This window comes from Kitasatospora sp. NPDC087861 (genome assembly GCF_044742585.1).
GTDB lineage: Bacteria > Actinomycetota > Actinomycetes > Streptomycetales > Streptomycetaceae > Kitasatospora.
In genome coordinates, this window is record NZ_JBIUUS010000004.1 from 205,588 (window position 1) to 221,071 (window position 15,484).

Annotated in this window: 13 protein-coding genes, 1 tRNA gene and 1 pseudogene; 4 read left to right on the forward strand and 11 right to left on the reverse strand. The window is 74.1% G+C overall.

All coding sequences use genetic code 11. The features are described 5' to 3' along the window. Positions 1–61: 61 nt before the first annotated feature. Positions 62–946 carry a metallophosphoesterase family protein gene (locus tag ACIOJE_RS08235; RefSeq protein ID WP_400774317.1) on the forward strand — a complete coding sequence of 295 codons (885 nt, stop codon included), beginning with the start codon at positions 62–64 and terminating at the stop codon, positions 944–946. Positions 947–999: 53 nt separating this feature from the next. Here ACIOJE_RS08235 and ACIOJE_RS08240 read toward each other — a convergent pair. The 8 genes and pseudogenes from ACIOJE_RS08240 to ACIOJE_RS08275 form a co-directional block, all read right to left on the reverse strand. Further along, a pseudogene (locus ACIOJE_RS08240) lies at positions 1,000–1,200 on the reverse strand (ABC transporter ATP-binding protein); the annotation flags it as partial. After that, complete coding sequence (locus ACIOJE_RS08245) at positions 1,197–1,475, reverse strand: SHOCT domain-containing protein (protein WP_400774320.1); 279 nt, start codon at positions 1,473–1,475, stop codon at positions 1,197–1,199. The gene ACIOJE_RS08245 and the pseudogene ACIOJE_RS08240, both read right to left, overlap by 4 nt. A 301-nt stretch (positions 1,476–1,776) precedes the next feature. Continuing rightward, the gene (locus tag ACIOJE_RS08250) at positions 1,777–2,454 is read right to left on the reverse strand and encodes a response regulator transcription factor (protein WP_280685550.1); all 678 of its coding nucleotides are present in this window, start codon (positions 2,452–2,454) and stop codon (positions 1,777–1,779) included. Next, a complete protein-coding gene (locus tag ACIOJE_RS08255) occupies positions 2,451–3,605 on the reverse strand; it encodes a sensor histidine kinase (RefSeq protein ID WP_400774323.1) in 1,155 nt (384 codons plus the stop codon). Before ACIOJE_RS08255 ends, ACIOJE_RS08250 begins: the two co-directional genes overlap by 4 nt. Positions 3,606–3,823: 218 nt before the next feature. Continuing rightward, entirely contained in the window at positions 3,824–6,301 is a 2,478-nt protein-coding gene (locus ACIOJE_RS08260; RefSeq protein ID WP_400774635.1) for an ATP-dependent Clp protease ATP-binding subunit, read from the reverse strand. Positions 6,302–6,447: 146 nt separating this feature from the next. Further along, the gene (locus ACIOJE_RS08265) at positions 6,448–6,690 is read right to left on the reverse strand and encodes a hypothetical protein (RefSeq protein ID WP_400774326.1); all 243 of its coding nucleotides are present in this window, start codon (positions 6,688–6,690) and stop codon (positions 6,448–6,450) included. 39 nt (positions 6,691–6,729) lie between these two features. Then, entirely contained in the window at positions 6,730–6,858 is a 129-nt protein-coding gene (locus ACIOJE_RS08270) for a helix-turn-helix transcriptional regulator (RefSeq protein ID WP_400774329.1), read from the reverse strand. A gap of 459 nt (positions 6,859–7,317) precedes the next feature. Continuing rightward, a tRNA-Val gene (locus ACIOJE_RS08275) sits at positions 7,318–7,389 on the reverse strand. A 160-nt stretch (positions 7,390–7,549) separates the two neighbouring features. Between ACIOJE_RS08275 and ACIOJE_RS08280 the strand changes: the two genes are divergently transcribed. Both ACIOJE_RS08280 and ACIOJE_RS08285 read left to right on the forward strand, forming a co-directional pair. Next, a complete protein-coding gene (locus ACIOJE_RS08280) occupies positions 7,550–8,917 on the forward strand; it encodes a hypothetical protein (RefSeq protein ID WP_400774331.1) in 1,368 nt (455 codons plus the stop codon). Positions 8,918–9,019: 102 nt separating this feature from the next. Continuing rightward, the gene (locus ACIOJE_RS08285; protein ID WP_280676698.1) at positions 9,020–9,241 is read left to right on the forward strand and encodes a zinc ribbon domain-containing protein; all 222 of its coding nucleotides are present in this window, start codon (positions 9,020–9,022) and stop codon (positions 9,239–9,241) included. Between the two features lie 22 nt (positions 9,242–9,263). Here ACIOJE_RS08285 and ACIOJE_RS08290 read toward each other — a convergent pair whose 3' ends face one another. The 3 genes from ACIOJE_RS08290 to ACIOJE_RS08300 form a co-directional block, all read right to left on the reverse strand. Continuing rightward, positions 9,264–10,103 (reverse strand): HAD family hydrolase, encoded by an 840-nt coding sequence (locus ACIOJE_RS08290; RefSeq protein ID WP_400774334.1) that lies wholly within the window; start codon positions 10,101–10,103, stop codon positions 9,264–9,266. Continuing rightward, positions 10,103–12,544, reverse strand: a complete 2,442-nt coding sequence (locus tag ACIOJE_RS08295) for a phosphoribosyltransferase (protein ID WP_400774335.1) — start codon at positions 12,542–12,544, stop codon at positions 10,103–10,105. The genes ACIOJE_RS08290 and ACIOJE_RS08295 overlap by 1 nt, the downstream gene beginning before the upstream one ends. A 147-nt stretch (positions 12,545–12,691) precedes the next feature. Continuing rightward, positions 12,692–13,888 (reverse strand): HpcH/HpaI aldolase/citrate lyase family protein, encoded by a 1,197-nt coding sequence (locus tag ACIOJE_RS08300; protein WP_280676704.1) that lies wholly within the window; start codon positions 13,886–13,888, stop codon positions 12,692–12,694. A 384-nt stretch (positions 13,889–14,272) separates the two neighbouring features. Between ACIOJE_RS08300 and ACIOJE_RS08305 the strand changes: the two genes are divergently transcribed. After that, positions 14,273–15,469: a TerD family protein gene (locus ACIOJE_RS08305; protein WP_400774338.1), complete on the forward strand. Its 1,197-nt coding sequence runs from the start codon at positions 14,273–14,275 to the stop codon at positions 15,467–15,469. Positions 15,470–15,484 lie beyond the last annotated feature (15 nt).

The following is a 15,484-nucleotide window of genomic DNA, read 5'->3' on the forward strand; positions in this document are numbered from 1 at the left end:
CCACGGCCCCCGTCCGCCACGTACTGTGGCGACAACGGACGGGTGACCACAGGGGGCAGGAGTGACTACCGAGTACCGCAGCGACGCGCCGTCGGAGCCGACCGGGGCGGGCGGGCGGCTCCTCGCCGTGAGCGACCTGCACATCTCCTACCAGGAGAACCGCGACCTGGTGGAGAAGCTGCAACCCAGCACCCCCGACGACTGGCTGCTCGTCGCCGGGGACGTCGCTGAGCTCACCACCAGCATCGAGTGGGCGCTCGGGCTGCTCGCCGAACGCTTCACCCGCGTGGTGTGGGCCCCCGGCAACCACGAACTGTGGACCCACCCCGAGGACCCGGTGCAGCTGCGCGGCGTGGCCCGCTACAACCACCTGGTGGAGCTCTGCCGAAGCCTCGGCGTCGTGACCCCCGAGGACCCGTACCCGCTCTGGCAGGGTGCCGGCGGACCGGTCCGCATCGCCCCGCTCTTCCTCCTCTACGACTACTCCTTCCGTGCGCCGGGCACGACGACCAAGGAGGAGTCCCTGGCAGCCGCCTACGAGAGCGGCATCGTCTGCGCGGACGAGCGGATGCTCTACCCGGACCCGTTCCCGGACCGCGACTCCTGGTGCCGTGAGCGCGTCCGGCTGACCGAGCAGCGGTTGGCGGCCTGCGACCCGGACGTACCGCTGGTCCTGGTCAACCACTACCCGCTGGTCCGCCACCCCACCGAGATCCTCTGGTACCCGGAGTTCGCCCAGTGGTGCGGCACCGAGCTGACCGCCGACTGGCACCGTCGCTTCAACACCGCGGCGATGATCTACGGCCATCTGCACATCCCCCGGAAGACCAGCTACGACGGCGTCCCCTTCGAGGAGGTCTCGCTCGGCTACCCGCGCGAGTGGAGCCGCCGCGGGCTGCCGGACCCGCTGCTGCGGGAGGTGTTCCCGCAGGCCCAAAGGTCCTGACCACCCGGACCGGGTGGGGCCGGTGGGCTTCTTCCGGTGCATCCGGCTCTCCTCAGCGTGTCCAGCCCGGCCGCACAGTGCACCAGGGTGGACGTGCCCGAGCCGGACGGACCCATGATCGCGGTGAACCGCCCGGCCGGGAACTCCACCGTCACGTGGCCCAGCGCGCGGACCTCGGTGCCACCGACGCCGTAGATCTTGACGGCGTCGGCGGCCCGGGCGGCGGTTCCGCGGACGAGGTCGAGCGTGGTCACTTCCCGGCACCCCCTCGGAACTGGTCCCGCGGCGACTCGCCGAGCACGGAACGCCTGGCGCGGTACTCCTCGGCGTCGATGTCGCCCTCGGCGTAGCGGCGGCCCAGGACGGCCAGCGGGTGGTCCGCCCGGGCCCCGGCTCCGCAGCCGCGCCGCCAGAGCGTCCGGCGCAGCACGGTGATCACCAGGACCACCACGGCGATCCACACCAGTGGGATCAGCAGGATCCAGGGACCGGGCCCGTGCCCTCCCCCATCGGCCAGCAGCGTGTACATGGTGGTTCATCTCCTCGGCGGTGGGCCTCCAGACCTCGGGCGGTTCCCGAGGTGACCAAAGCGTCCCGCCAAGCGGCCTCATCACGCGTCCTACCAGCAGCGGCAGTTGGGGTACTCCCGGGAGAGTACGGGCTGGCCGCGACACGCCGGGCCGGAAGTAGAGCGGTCGGGCAGGACCACCGGGTGGTGCGCGGCAGGCGGGCAGCACGGCGCGACGGACAGGCGGGACCGGGCAGCACGGCGCGGCAGGCGCGCAGGCAGCAGGACCCGGCAGCACGGCGCGCCGCCGCACGGAGGACCCTCAGCCCAGCCAGCCCGGCCGCACCAGCCCCGACTCGTAGGCCAGCACCACCAGTTGCGCCCGGTCCCGGGCCCCGAGCTTCACCATCGCCCGGCTGACATGCGTCTTCGCCGTCAGCGGGCTGACCACCAGCCGCCGGGCGATCTCCTCGTTGGACAGCCCCATCCCGACCAGCGCCAGCACCTCCCGCTCCCGCTCGGTCAGCACGGAGATGTCCGAGAGCCCGCCCGGCGCCGCCTCGGGCGCCTTCGAACGGGCCGCGAACTCGCCGATCAGCCGCCGCGTCACCCCCGGCGACAACAGCGCGTCCCCCGCCACCGCGACCCGGATGGCCCGCAGCAGGTCGGCCGGGTCGGTGTCCTTGACCAGGAAGCCGGCCGCCCCCGAGCGCAGCGCCTCGAAGACGTACTCGTCCAGCTCGAAGGTGGTGAGCACGACCACCCGCACGGAGGACAGCGCAGGGTCCTCGGCGATCCGCCGGGTCGCCTCCAGGCCGTCCATCCGCGGCATCCGAACGTCCATCAGCACGACGTCCGGTACGAGTTCGCGGGCGAGCCGCAGCGCCGCCTCGCCGTCGTCCGCCTCGCCGACCACCGCGAGGTCGTCCTGCAGGTCCAGCAGGGCCCGGAACCCGGCCCGGACCAGCAGTTGGTCATCCGCCAGCAGTACCCGAATCACTCACTCTCCGCCTTCGGTGTCGGCAGCTCCGCCCGGACCCGGAAGCCGCCGCCCGGCAGCGGCCCCGCCGTGATGGTGCCACCGAACGCGGCCGCACGTTCCCGCATCCCGGCCAGCCCGCTGCCCGACCCGCCGGCGTCGCCGAGCACCGCCGGGCCCGGGTCCTCGACCCGGACCACCAGCGCGGCCGGATCGGTCCAGTCCAGGACGACGACCGCCTGCCGCGCCGCCGAGTGCCGGATCACGTTGGTCAGCGCCTCCTGGACGATCCGGAACGCGGTGAGATCGACGCCGGCGGCCAGCGCGCGCCGCTCGCCGCGCTCCTGCACCTCGGCGGCCAGGCCCACCCGGTCGGCCTGGTCGGCGAGTTCGTCCAGCCGGTCCAGCCCGGGGGCCGGGCCGCGCGGCGCCGCCTCCGGGCCGCGCAGCGTCGCGAGCACCTGCCGGACCTCGCCGAGCGCCTCCTTGCTGGTCGACTTGATGGTGACCAGCGCGGTGCGGGCCTCCTCCGGCCGCCGGTCCAGCAGGGCGAGCGCGACCCCCGCCTGGATGTTGATCAGCGACAGGCTGTGCGCCAGGATGTCGTGCAACTCCCGGGCCATCTTGAGCCGTTCCTCGTTGGCCCGGCGCTGTTCCAGCTGCTGCCGGTAGGCCCGGTGGGCGGCGATCCGCTCGCGCCGGAACCGGACCAGCTCGGCGCCCGCGGCCACCAGCAACAGCCAGGCCAGCAGGCCGAGTTCCGCCTGCCGGGAGAAGGCGGACGGCGGGGTGCGCTGCCAGTCCGCCGGCAGCGCGAAGGTGATCAGGACGTGCACCAGGTACACCCCACCCAGGCCCGCCCAGGCCACCCGGCGGTGCCCGGAGCCGATCGCCGTGCAGCAGGCGATCAGCCAGCTGACGAACACCGGCCCGTACGGGTACCCGGCGCCCAGGTACGCCGCCGTCACCACCGAGGTGCCGACCACCGCCACGACCGGCCGACGGCACCGCAGCACCAGCAGGGCCGGGCCGATCAGCAGCAGGAGGTAGCCGACGGCGTCCAGCGGGACCCGCCCGCCCTGGTTCCGCCCGGCGAACGTCGACCCGACCACCTGGACCACGGCGACCGCCACCGCCAGCCCGAGCGGCCGGCCCGCGTCGGCCGCCCGCACCCACCGCGGGCGCCACGGCTCGGGCGGTTCTCCCGAGGGCGGTCGCGGGCCCGGGGGATGTGGCGGCGGACCCGGCGTTTCCGTCGGCGGGGACGTGGGCGGCATCATGCCCGGAAGGCTAGACCCGCGCCGCCTCCCCACGCGTCCTCCACCAGTGGCGTTCGGGCGTACTCCCACGGGAGTACGCCCGAACCCGGTCCCACCCGTTCCTCTCCCGCTCAGCCCTCTGCCGCGGCCTCCTGCGCCTTCTCCTCCGCCTGCTCGAAGGTCGCGGACGCCTCCGGCCGGGCCAGCGTGACCACCAGCTCGCCGTCGCTCACGTCCGCGATCAGCGTGTCCCCCTCCTGCACCGTGCCGTCCAGCAGCAGGTTGGACAGCCGGTTGTCCAGCTCCGACTGGATCGTCCGGCGCAGCGGCCGGGCCCCGAACTCCGGCTGGTACCCACGGTTGACCAGCCACTCCTTGGCCGCCTCGGTGACCTCCAGCTCCACGTCCTGCGCCTTGAGCCGGCGCCGGCTGCGCTCCAGCAGCAGGCCCACCACCGACAGCAGGTCCTTGCGGGTGAGCGCGTGGAAGACGATCACCTCGTCGATCCGGTTCAGGAACTCCGGCCGGAACTGCCGGCGCAGGTCGCGCATCAGGTCGTCGCGGATCTCGTCCACGTTCCCGGCGTGGTCGAGGATGCGCTGCGAGCCGATGTTGCTGGTCATGATCACCACGGTGTTGCGGAAGTCGACCGTACGCCCCTGGGAGTCGGTCAGCCGCCCGTCGTCCAGCACCTGGAGCAGCAGGTTGAAGACGTCCGGGTGCGCCTTCTCCACCTCGTCGAAGAGCAGCACGCTGTACGGCTTGCGGCGGACCGCCTCGGTCAGCTGCCCCGCCTCGTCGTAGCCGACGTACCCGGGCGGGGAGCCGACCAGCCGGGAGACGGTGTGCTTCTCCTGGAACTCGCTCATGTCGAAGCGGATCATCCGGTCCGGGTCGCCGAACAGCAGCGCCGCCAGCGCCTTCGCCAGCTCGGTCTTGCCCACGCCGGTCGGCCCGAGGAAGAGGAAGGAGCCGGTCGGCCGGTCCGGGTCACCCATCCCGGCCCGGCCGCGGCGCACCGCCTGGGCCACCGCGGTGACCGCCTCGTCCTGGCCGATCACCCGCTCGTGCAGATGGTCCTCCAGCTTGAGCAGCCGCTCCTTCTCGGTCGCGTTCAGCTCCGCGACCGGGATGCCGGTCCGGGACGACAGCACCTGCGCGATGTCGTCGGCGGTCACGTCGACGACCTCCTCGCGGGACTCGGCGATGGACGCCAGCTCGTCCTCGGTCTGCCGCAGCTCGGCCTTCAGGTTGGCCGCCCGTACGAACTCCTCGTCCGCGACGGCCTCCTCCAACTCCCGCTTGAGCTTGGTGATCCGGCCCTGCACCCCGGTCGCCTCGGTGGACCCGCTCAGGCTGCGCAGCCGCACCCGGGCACCGGCCTGGTCCAGCAGGTCGATCGCCTTGTCCGGCAGGAAGCGGTCGCTGACGTACCGGTCGGACAGCGTCGCCGCCGCGTCCAGCGCCTGGTCGGTGAACCGCACCTGGTGGTGCGCCTCGTACGCGTCCCGCAGCCCCTGCAGGATCTCGATCGTCTCCTCGACGCTCGGCTCGGGCACCAGCACCGGCTGGAAGCGGCGCTCCAGCGCGGCGTCCTTCTCCACGTGCTTGCGGTACTCGTCCAGCGTCGTCGCGCCGACCACGCTCAACTCGCCGCGCGCCAGCGCCGGTTTGAGGATGTTGCCGGCGTCCATCGAGCCCTCGCCGCCGGCGCCCGCGCCGACCACGGTGTGCAGCTCGTCCAGGAAGAGGATCACGCTCTTCTCGGCCGCCGTGACCTCGTCGATCACCTTCTTCAGCCGCTCCTCGAACTCGCCCCGGTACTTGGAGCCCGCCACCAGGGCGGTCAGGTCGAGGGTGACCACCCGCTTGTCCGCCAGGCTCTGCGGCACGTCCCCGGAGACGATCCGCTGCGCCAGCCCCTCCACGATCGCGGTCTTGCCGACACCCGGCTCGCCGATCAGCACCGGGTTGTTCTTGGTCCGCCGGGAGAGGATCTCGACGGTCTGTTCGATCTCCTCGGCCCGCCCGACCACCGGGTCCAGCCGCCCCGAGCGCGCCTCCTCGGTGAGGTCCCGCCCGTACTCGTCCAGGGTCGGCGTCTCGCTGGGATGCGCGCCCGTGCTACTGCGCTCCCCGCCGACACCGCGCCCCTCCAACACCGTCTTCAGCGCCTCCTGCGAGGGCGCCGCGTTGCGCAACGCCGTCCCCGCCCCGGACCGCTCCTGGTCCAGCAGCGCGCCGAGGATGTGCTCCGGCCCGATGTACGAGGCCCCGACCGCCTGCGAACGGGCGTGCGCGGCCAGCAGCGCGCGCTTGGCCGACGGCGTGAGCGCGGGCTGCCCGTCCACCGTGGCCGAGCCCCCCGACGGCAGCGACCGCTCCAGGTCGCCGGCCAGCTGGTCCGGGTCGATCCCCGCCCGCTCCAACATCCGGCGCGACGGCTCCACCCGGGTGGCCGCCCAGGCCAGGTGCCCGGTGTCGAGATCACTGCTCCCGTCCTCGCTCGCCCGCTGCGCGGCCAGGCCCAACAACTCCTGCGAGGACTCGCTCAGCAGCCGTCCGATCGGCACCCGCTGCACTGCGGGCGGGGAGGCCATCGGGCTCATCCCGAAGAACCGGCTGAGCAGATCGGAGAACGGATCATTCGATCCGAACGGGGGTATGGTCACGGCGCTTCACCTCTCCCAAGCGGTTTGCAGCCACACAAACACAGGCCGCACGACCTCGCCTCCCGGGCAGTCCCCGGACGGCTTCACCCGGTGAACCGTTCCAGCAGTACGCCCCCGCCGTACGTCACCGCCATCGCCAGCAGCCCGCCCACGACATTGCGCAGCACCGCCCGGCCCGGTCCGGCGGCGACCTGCACCGAGCCGAGTCGGGCCCGCCCGAAGAACGCCATCCAGGCCGGCGCCGTGGCCGGGTCGGCGCAGTCGAAGACGGTCTCGGCCGCCGAGCTGCGAGGCCAGCAGCCGGGCAGGGGTGCGCTCCTCCGCACTGAACATCGCGGCGGTGGCGCCCGGCAGGGCCTCGGTGCTCACGGAGTCCGGTCGGCCTCCCAGCGCACGACCGTCGACACGGCGACACCGGCCTTCTCGGCGAGCTGTTCCTGACTGCAGCCCAGCGCCACGCGGCGCTCCGCCGGCTGTGCACGCTTGGACGTCATGCTGCCCCGGTCCGTGGACGGCGTTTCCCCAGGTCACGTGCGGGAGTGCGCAGGAAGCGCCCGGGGGAAGACTCAACTCAGCTCTGGTAGACCGTAGCTGACGGCCCCTCACTGTTCACGCCGTCCGCAGGGAATGACCCCGGATGGGACCTGGGGCCCTGCGGGCGGCACGCAGCAACCGCCCGGTACGCGGAGCCCCGATCTCCCGCCGGTGTCCGTGGAAGCGCGCCGGGCGGCCCCGTCCCCCGCCCCCGAGGAGGACACCGTGCAGCTCGCTCCCACCGACCGGCGCGGACGCCGGGAGACCGCGCAGGGGCAGAGCCGACAATCCTGGGACATGCGGGTCACCGACGGTACCGGCCACGAGCTGGGCGTAGGGAGATCGTACGGATGCAGAAGGCCCGGGTCGGGAAGCCTCCCCGACCTGGGCCTCTACCGCTATTCCTGCTGTTCGGACGGTGGGCGCGGACGGTTTCGAACCGCCGACATCTGCTTTGTAAGAGCAGCGCTCTACCACTGAGCTACGCGCCCCCGTCGCGGCCCGGTGGGGGCACGACGACTGCCTAGGGTACCTGGTCCCGGGGGGTGGTGTGGTGTCGGTGGCCGGGGAGTGGGACGGGTGGGGTGCCGGTGGGGTGGGGTGATCGGGAAGAATGGGGGCGGATCAGCGGGTCGGAGCAGGGAGCGCGCAGTGACGGTGGCCGGCGGGAGCGGGCGGGGGTGGCGTCGGGCGGGGGGTGCGCTGGCCGACGCGCTGGTGGTGCCGGTGGTGCTGGCGGGTGCACTGGGCACGGTTGCGCTGGCCTCCGCCGGGAGCGGCGGTTGGTGGGGCCGGCGCGGCGGGGAGGGTGTGCGGGCGGACGCCAAGGCGGCCCGGGACGCCGCGCAGGAGGCGTTCTACGAGCTGGACTCGACGCAGCGCGAGGTGCAGTTGGCGGTGGAGACCGTCCGGGCGGCCGAGGACGAGGCGACGGCACGGCGGGTGCTGGCCGACCTGGAGGCGATCTCCGGCCGGGTGGACCAGGTCACCGTGAACTACCTGGGTGCGCTGGACGCGTACAACCTGGACGACGAGGCGCTGGACGCCGGCGCGGCCACGCGGGCCCGGCGGCAGCTGGAGGACGTGAAGGGGCAGCTGGGCTCGGCCCGGGCGGAGCTGAACGACTTCCTGCAGCGGCTGCAGCCCGTCCTGCAACGCGCCGAGCAGCAGCTGATGCGGGTCACCCCCGCCGTCGAGCAGGCGAAGCGCGCGCTGCTCCAGGCGAGCAACGCGCTGGACGCGGTGCGCGGCGCCGGGCTGCGGGCGGACGATCTGGCGGCCCGGCTGGCCGAACTGGCACCGGAACTCGGGCTGCTGAACGAGGGGCCGGCCCGGCACGGGGTGGCCCCGACGCTGCGGCGCGCGGACGAGGTGAAGCAGCGCGCGGAGGCGATCGCGGCCGACGCCGGGCAGCTGCCGGAGCGGGCGCGGGAGATCGACCGGCGGGTGGCGAGCCTGCGGACCCGGATCCAGGCGCTGGAGACCAAGGCGGCGACGGTCGAGCCGGCGCTGAGCGAACTGCGCCGCCGGTTCAGCGCGGCCTGCTGGCAGGACCTCCAGCGGGTGTCGGCGCAGGTCGCGGAAACCGGCCGGGCGGCGGAGCGGAAGCTGGCCGAGGCCGCCCGGGCCCGGGACGAGCAGCTCTGGGCGGACGCGACGGGCGCGATCGGTACGGTGCGCGCGCTGCTGGACACGGCGGACGGGTCGGTGGTCGCGGTGAACGACCGCCTGCGGCAGCTGAACGAGGTGCAGCACGACCCGAACCGGGAGGTCGAGCGGGCCCGGTTCGCCCTGCGCGACGCGCAGCGGCTGGCGATGGCGGGCCGCAGCGCGCCGGACCCGCGGCACGCCGCCCCGCTGGACGAGGCGGTGGCGCGGCTGGACCGGGCGGTGGCCACCCTGGACGCGGCCGGCCGGCACCCCGACTACTGGCACTTCCTGACCGAGCTGGCGGGCGTGCGGGAGACGGCGGCGCGGGTGATCGGGCTGATCCGCGGCGATCTGGGCGGGCCCCGGTGAGCACAGTGGACAAACTGCGGTGAACAAGGTGAACAAGCTGCGGTGAGCAAGGTGAACAAGCCGCGGTAACCGGCCGCCGGACGGCCTGGGTACCCTGCCGGTATGCCACGCTACGACTTCCGCTGCCGCACCTGCGACGCCACCTTCGAGCTCCGCCGCCCGATGGCGCAGGCCGGCGCCCCCGCCGTCTGCCCGCAGGGCCACGAGGACACCGTGAAGCTGCTGTCCGCCGTCGCCGTCACCGGCTCCGCTTCCGGCGGTGCCCCGCAGCAGGCCCCCTCCGGCGGCGGGGGCGGCTGCTGCGGCGGCGGCTGCTGCAGCTAGGGCCGGGGGCACCCGACCGCGGCTAGGACGCGACCGGGGTCGCGGCCACCCGGGCCAGGAACCGTCGGACGATCTCCTCCCCCGCCGCCACCCCCACCTCGTCCAGGGCGGTGACGCCGGGGGCGGTCCACCCGCCGTCGGCGAGTTCGCCGTGCCCGGGCCGCCAGGCGGCGTCGGCGGCGAGCAGCAGGTCGGCGTCGAGCAGCGAGTCGCCGGCCGCGAGCACCGTGGTCGCGCCGGAGCGCCGGACGGCTTCCGCCAGTGCGGCGCTCTTGCTGAGCGGCGCGGGCACGGCGTAGACCTTGCGGCCCTGGAGGGAGACCGTCCAGCCGCGTTCGGCGCACCAGCCGGTGAGTTCGTCGAGCCAGCCGCCGGGCAGTTCGGCGCGCTCGACGACGAGGTAGGCGAACAGGCCGTCGGCGACGCGGCGCTTGTGCGTCCACTCCGGGTCGGCGCTCAGCGCGAGCTGCCGGACGACCTCCTCCAACGGGGCCGCGCCGGCGGCGATCCGCGCGGTGATCTCGGCGCGCCAGTCCGGGTCGGGCACGCCGTCGACGAGCAGGTGCCCGCCGTTGCCGCAGATCGCGTACGCGGGGACCCAACCGGGCGTCGGGCCGGGCAGGTTGATCCGCTCGTACTGGGCGAGGGTGCGGGTGGTGGCGGGGACGAAACAGGCCTGGCGGACGAGGTCGACGAGCAGCGCGGCGGCCTGCTCGGTCATGAAGGAGAGCGCCTTCCCCTCGTGCACCTCGACCGAGAGCAGCCGGGGCGCGAGCCGGTCGGGGACGTCCAGGGCGAGGGCCCGGTTGGAGTAGACGAGCGTGCGGTCGAGGTCGCTGGCCACGAGAACATCCGGGTGCATCAGGACTCCTTCACCAGAACGGCCGTACCGGATGCGCCGGTCGCCCCTCGACTGTAACGGGGGTGGATGAGGCCGACGCACGAGTACGGCAGGCCGTCCACCTCCTCGACCCGGACGCCGCGTTGGGCGGCGAGCAGCCGGACGTGGTCGAGGTCGGCGCCGGCGCCGCGCCGGGCGAGGATCCGCCAGGGGACGCGGCGCAGCAGGACCCGGGTGGTCTCGCCGACGCCGGGTTTGACCAGGTTGACGCTGTCGATGCCGTACTCCGTGCTGATCCGCTCGACGGCGGCCCAGCCGGCCCAGTCGGGCGTGCGGTCCGGGTCGGCGGACAGCCGGCCGGCGGCGGCGACCGCCTCCGCGCGGACGGCGGCGAAGTGGTCGGCCACGGTGTCGAGGAACGCGGCGGAGGCGTCGCCGCCGGCCAGTTCGGCGTAGTGCTTGGCGCCGTGGAAGTCGTCCGGGCCGATCAGGCCGGGCCGCAGCACGGTGCGCGAAATCAGGCCGGAGACCGTGGAGTTGAGGCAGGCGGAGGGGATCAGGAAGTCGTCCCGGGTGCCGTAGGTGCGCACGCAGCGGCCGGGGTCGGCGAGGACGGCGAGGTCCGGATCGAAACCAGTACCGGCCAGGGCGTCGGCGAGTTCGCGGGTGATCGCGCCCTTGCCGGTCCAGCCGTCGACGAACACCACGTCGCCGGCGTGGTGATGGGCGGCCAGGTAGCGCAGGGCGACCGGGTCGATGCCACGGCCGCGGACGATCGAGACGGCGTAGTGCGGGGTGTCGAGGCCGTGCGCGTAGCCGAGCCAGCGGCGGATCAGGATGCCGACGGGCGTGCCGGCCCGGGCCAGCGAGGCGAGCACCAGGCCGGGGCCGCGCTCGCTCAGCAGGGTCTCGGCGACGGTGCCGACGGCGAGCGCGATCCGGCGGGCGGAGGCGCGCAGTGCCTGGTGGAACAGCTCCTGGTACTCGGGGCTGGGCTGGTACTCGACCGGCAGCGACTCCGCATAGTGCGCGCCGCCGTTCTGGACGGCCTCCTCGCGCTCCTCGGTGGGGGCTTCGAGCGGGACGCCGGAGAGGTCCTTGAGCAGCCAGGCCACCTCGTCGGGCCGGTACGAGGAGAACTCCGGGCCGTACAGCGGGGACGGCAGGCGCGACGGCAGGCGGGACGGCCGGTGGGAGGGCAGCACCGCGAGCACCACCTGGTCGGTGACCTGCCGCAGCTGGCCGAGCAGGGCGCGCTCGCCCTCGTGCAGGGCCGCGGTGTCGGCGACGTCGTCGACCACCAGCACGACGGCGTCGAAGCGGCGGGCCGGGTCGGTGCCGGGGGCGACGTTGTACGCGTAGCGCTCCCGCGAGGCGTCGTCCTGCGGGTCGTCGTGGGCGGGGAAGGCGAGGCGGGTGCGGATGGCGTAGCCGGGGTCGTCCACGGCGAGGACGGGCGACCGGGTGGTGGTGGAGTAGCGGACGCGGTCGCCGCCGAGCCGCTCGGCGAGCGCGTCGGCCAGCCGCAGCGGGGCGTACATCAGCTCCTCGAAGCCGAGGACCAGCACGCGCCGCGCCGTCGCGGGTATCGCCTCGGCCAGCTGTCCGGCCAACCCGGGCAGGGCGGCGTCGAGTCGGGCGCGGTGCCGGGCGGTGAACCCGTGCCGGCCGCCGTCCGGGAGCCCGGCGGGCCAGTCCAGCTCGACCCGGACGAGCGGCGCGGGCGCACCCGCCGGCACGGCGGGGGCGTGGGCGGGCGTGGCCTCGGCGATCAGCCGCTCGGCGCGGTCCAGGACGTCGGCGGGCAGCTCGACGGCACCGGTGGCGGTGGCCACCAGGTCGAGCCGGACGCCGAGTTCGGCGGCGGCGTCGACCAGCCGGCGGCGGTCGGCGGCGGAGCGCAGGTCGACCAGGGCGACCACGACGTAGTGGCCACGGGGGTGGCGGGCGTGCAGTTCGCGGATCGTGTTGAGGACCGTCCGGCCGGTCGAGAACTCGTCGTCGACCAGCACCAGCGGGCCGTCACCGGCGAGGAGTTCGGGATCGGCGGGGAGCAGCAGGTGCGAGGTGGCGTGCGAGTGCTCCTCCTCGAAGCCGCCGACCGGGGGCACGCCGGGCACCGGGCGGCGGGTGGAGTGCAGGTACGGGGCGTCGAGGCCGTCGGCGACGCTGTGGCCGAGGCCGGTGGCCGTCTCCGCGTAGCCGAGGACGACGGCTCGCGCGGCGGCCTCGTCACCGAGCAACGCGTGGACCCGGCGGCCGAGTTCGAGCCCGGCGCCGTGGACGACCGCGGGCCGCTGCGGGACGTGCTTGCCGAGCACGGTGGAGACCAGCAGGTGGGCGCGCTTGCGGTTCTCGCGCAGGGCCAGGCCCACGAGTTCGGGGAGGCGGTCCGATCCGGTCAGGGCGATGCCGGCCCGGTCGGAGACCCACCGGCCGGTCCACGTCTGCTGTGCTGTCACTGCTGGTCCTGCCTTCGAATGGTGCGGTAGTGCGGTCTTCGGATCGGTTACGACGTTCAGATCGGTTTCAGCGTTGAGATCGGTTACGGCGTTGAGATCGGCACGGCGGCCCAACGCGGTGCAGCCCCCTCAGCCCCCGCAGCCCCCTCAGCCCCCGCACAGGCAGGCCGAGAGCAGTTCCGCGAAGCTCACGTCCTCCCGGGCCACCCCGAACACCTCCGCCCGCAGCAGCACCCGCTCCGCCCAGGCCCGGTGCGGCCGGGCCTCGTTCATCTTGTTGGTGTACGCCGAGCGCAGGACCCCGCCGCCGTCCTGCTCCTGCCGGAGGATGTCCCGGGCGTCGCAGTACTCCTCGTGCGTGACCACGGACAGGGCGTGCACGGCGGGGACGTGGCTGGGGTGGATGCAGGTCTTGCCGAGCAGGCCGTTGGCCCGGTCGAGTTCGACCTCCCGGATCAGCCCGTCCAGGTCGTGTTCGATGATCCGCCGGCGGACCTCCTCACCGGAGGCCAGGGCCGTCCCGGACGACTCGGCGAACGGCGTGCGGCGCAGCTGCGGCTTGAACATCCGCTCCTGCACCGGGAAGTACTCCCAGACCGGACCGGTGACGGTGTACCCCGTGCCGTCCGCCCGGCCGAGCACGTTGACCACCTCGCCGATCACCGCCGCGACCAGCGCGACGTCGTACGCGGTGAGGTCGGGCGAGCGGCGCAGGCCGTACGCGGAGCAGAGGTCGGTCACGCCGAGGCGGACGGCGAGTACCCGCTCCCGGTGCCCGGCGAGCAGTTCGGCGATGCCGAAGAGCTGCTCGCGCCGGGTCTCCAGGTGGGCGAGCTCGGGCGATTCCAGGACGGGCATGGCGAACAGCCGTCGCCCGGTGGCGGCCTCGGCGGCGGCGAGGGCGGCCAGGTACGCGCCGCCGGTCTCGGTGGTGAACTTCGGCAGGACGAAGCCGCTGAGCAGTCCGACGGCCGGGCCGAGCCGCTCGGCCAGGTCGAGGATCTGGGAGGCGGCTCGGACTCTGATGAAGAGCAGGGGGTGGCCCTGTGTGCAGTCGGTGAAATCCCTGACCAGGTCATTCAACTGCTCGACCAGGTTCCGCTCCCCCGCGTCCACCTCGTGGTCGGCGATCGCGTCCTCCAGGCAGAGCACCATCGAAACCACGCCCCGAGCAGCCTGTTTGCGGATGTCGGCGGCCAACGCGGGCCGGGTGGCGGGGCTGTAGAGGGTGCCGCCGAGGGCGGTGGCGAGCACCGCGGGCTCGCTCCGATCGGTGAACGGCCGGGGCTGTTCGAGGAAGAGGCGGCCGCGTACGTCGTCGGCGAGATGGCCGAAATGGCGCAAGGTGCTCTCCTCAGAGGATTGACGGCCACCGGTCCGTTGCCGGGGCGTGCGGCGGCGCGGGACGACACCACGATTCAGCGGGACGACACCATGGTTAACCGGTCCACGGGGCGCGGTGGTTCCCGGACGGACGCCGGCGGACCCCCCTTCGTCCGACCCCGGTGGGCCCTTCGACCGCCCATCGTACGGACGGATTCCGGCCGTCCGCGGTTCCTCGGCACTGAACTCCCGGAACATCCCGGAACACCGTCGTCCGGATCACGGATTCACGGGAGAAGCACCGGCAAACCCACGGATAGCGCAATTCTTGGCAAAGTCCGACCCTGTTGCGGCGGCCTCGGTCACGTTGTCCGAAGGGGTGGCGAACGGGCAGGATGGTCCGCTATGACGCACGTGATGGCCAAGGGCGCCAACATCGCACTGCCGGCGGCGGCGGTCCGTGCCGTGCTGCGCTGGAGCGCCACGCCCGGTGCGCCGGACGTGGACGCGTCCGCGCTGCTGCTCGGCGCCAACGGCAGGGTCCGTTCGGATGCCGACTTCGTCTTCTACAACCAGCCGCGACACCCCTCCGGCCTGGTGCGCCACCTGCCCAAGCAACAGACCTCCGGCGGCGCCGAGATCATCGACACGATCGAGGTCGAGCTCGCCAAGCTGCCCGCCGACGTCGACCGGGTGGTGCTGGCCGGCTCCTCCGAGGGCGGCTCCTTCCGCGCGGTGCCCGGGCTGCGCCTGATGCTCTTCGACGCCGCGACCGGCGACAGCGTGCCCGCGCTCGCCGAGTTCGCGATCTCCGACGGCGACAACGTCACCGCCCTGGTCGCGGGCGAGCTGTACCGGCGGGCCGGGGCCTGGAAGTTCCGGGCGATCGGCCAGGGCTACACCTCCGGCCTGATCGGCCTGGCCACCGACTTCGGGATCACCGTCGACGACGAGGCGGAGGCCGCCACCGCCGACGCGGCACCGGCACCGGCACCGGCTTCGACGTCCACCCCCACCGCCGCCGTCGACCCGCGCAGCACCCCGCTGCCCGCCCCGCGCCCGACCGCCCAGCCGGAGCCCGACACCTTCACCCTGGCCCCGGCCGTCCGACAGCCCCCGCCCGCCCCCCGGTCCCAGCCGCAGCAGCAGGCCGCCACGGCCGCCGCGGGCACGGCGCCGACCCCGCCGCCGCCCCCCTCGGCGCCGCCGACCGTGACACCCCCGCCGACCGCACCGCCCACCGTGCCCCCGGCCGCGCCGCCGACCCCGCCCGCGCCCCCGGCCCACCAGCCCGGCACCGGGTACGGCTACCCCCAGCCGCAGCAGCCCCCCGGCACCGGTTACGGCTATCCGCACCAGCAGCAGCCCGGTACGGGGTACGGCTACCCGCAGCCCACCCCCCAGCCGTACCCGCAGCAGCAGGGCACCGGCTACGGCTACCCGCACCAGCAGCAGCCCGCCCCACAGCAGCAGCACCCCGGCAGCTACGGCTACCCGCACCCCGGCACCGGCCAACAGCAGCCCGCCCAGCCCGCCGCACAGGCGCCCACCGGCGAGGAGTTCGCCCTGCCGCCACAGGGCCCGCAGTTCCAGCCCCGCTAGCCGAAGCCGGCGGGG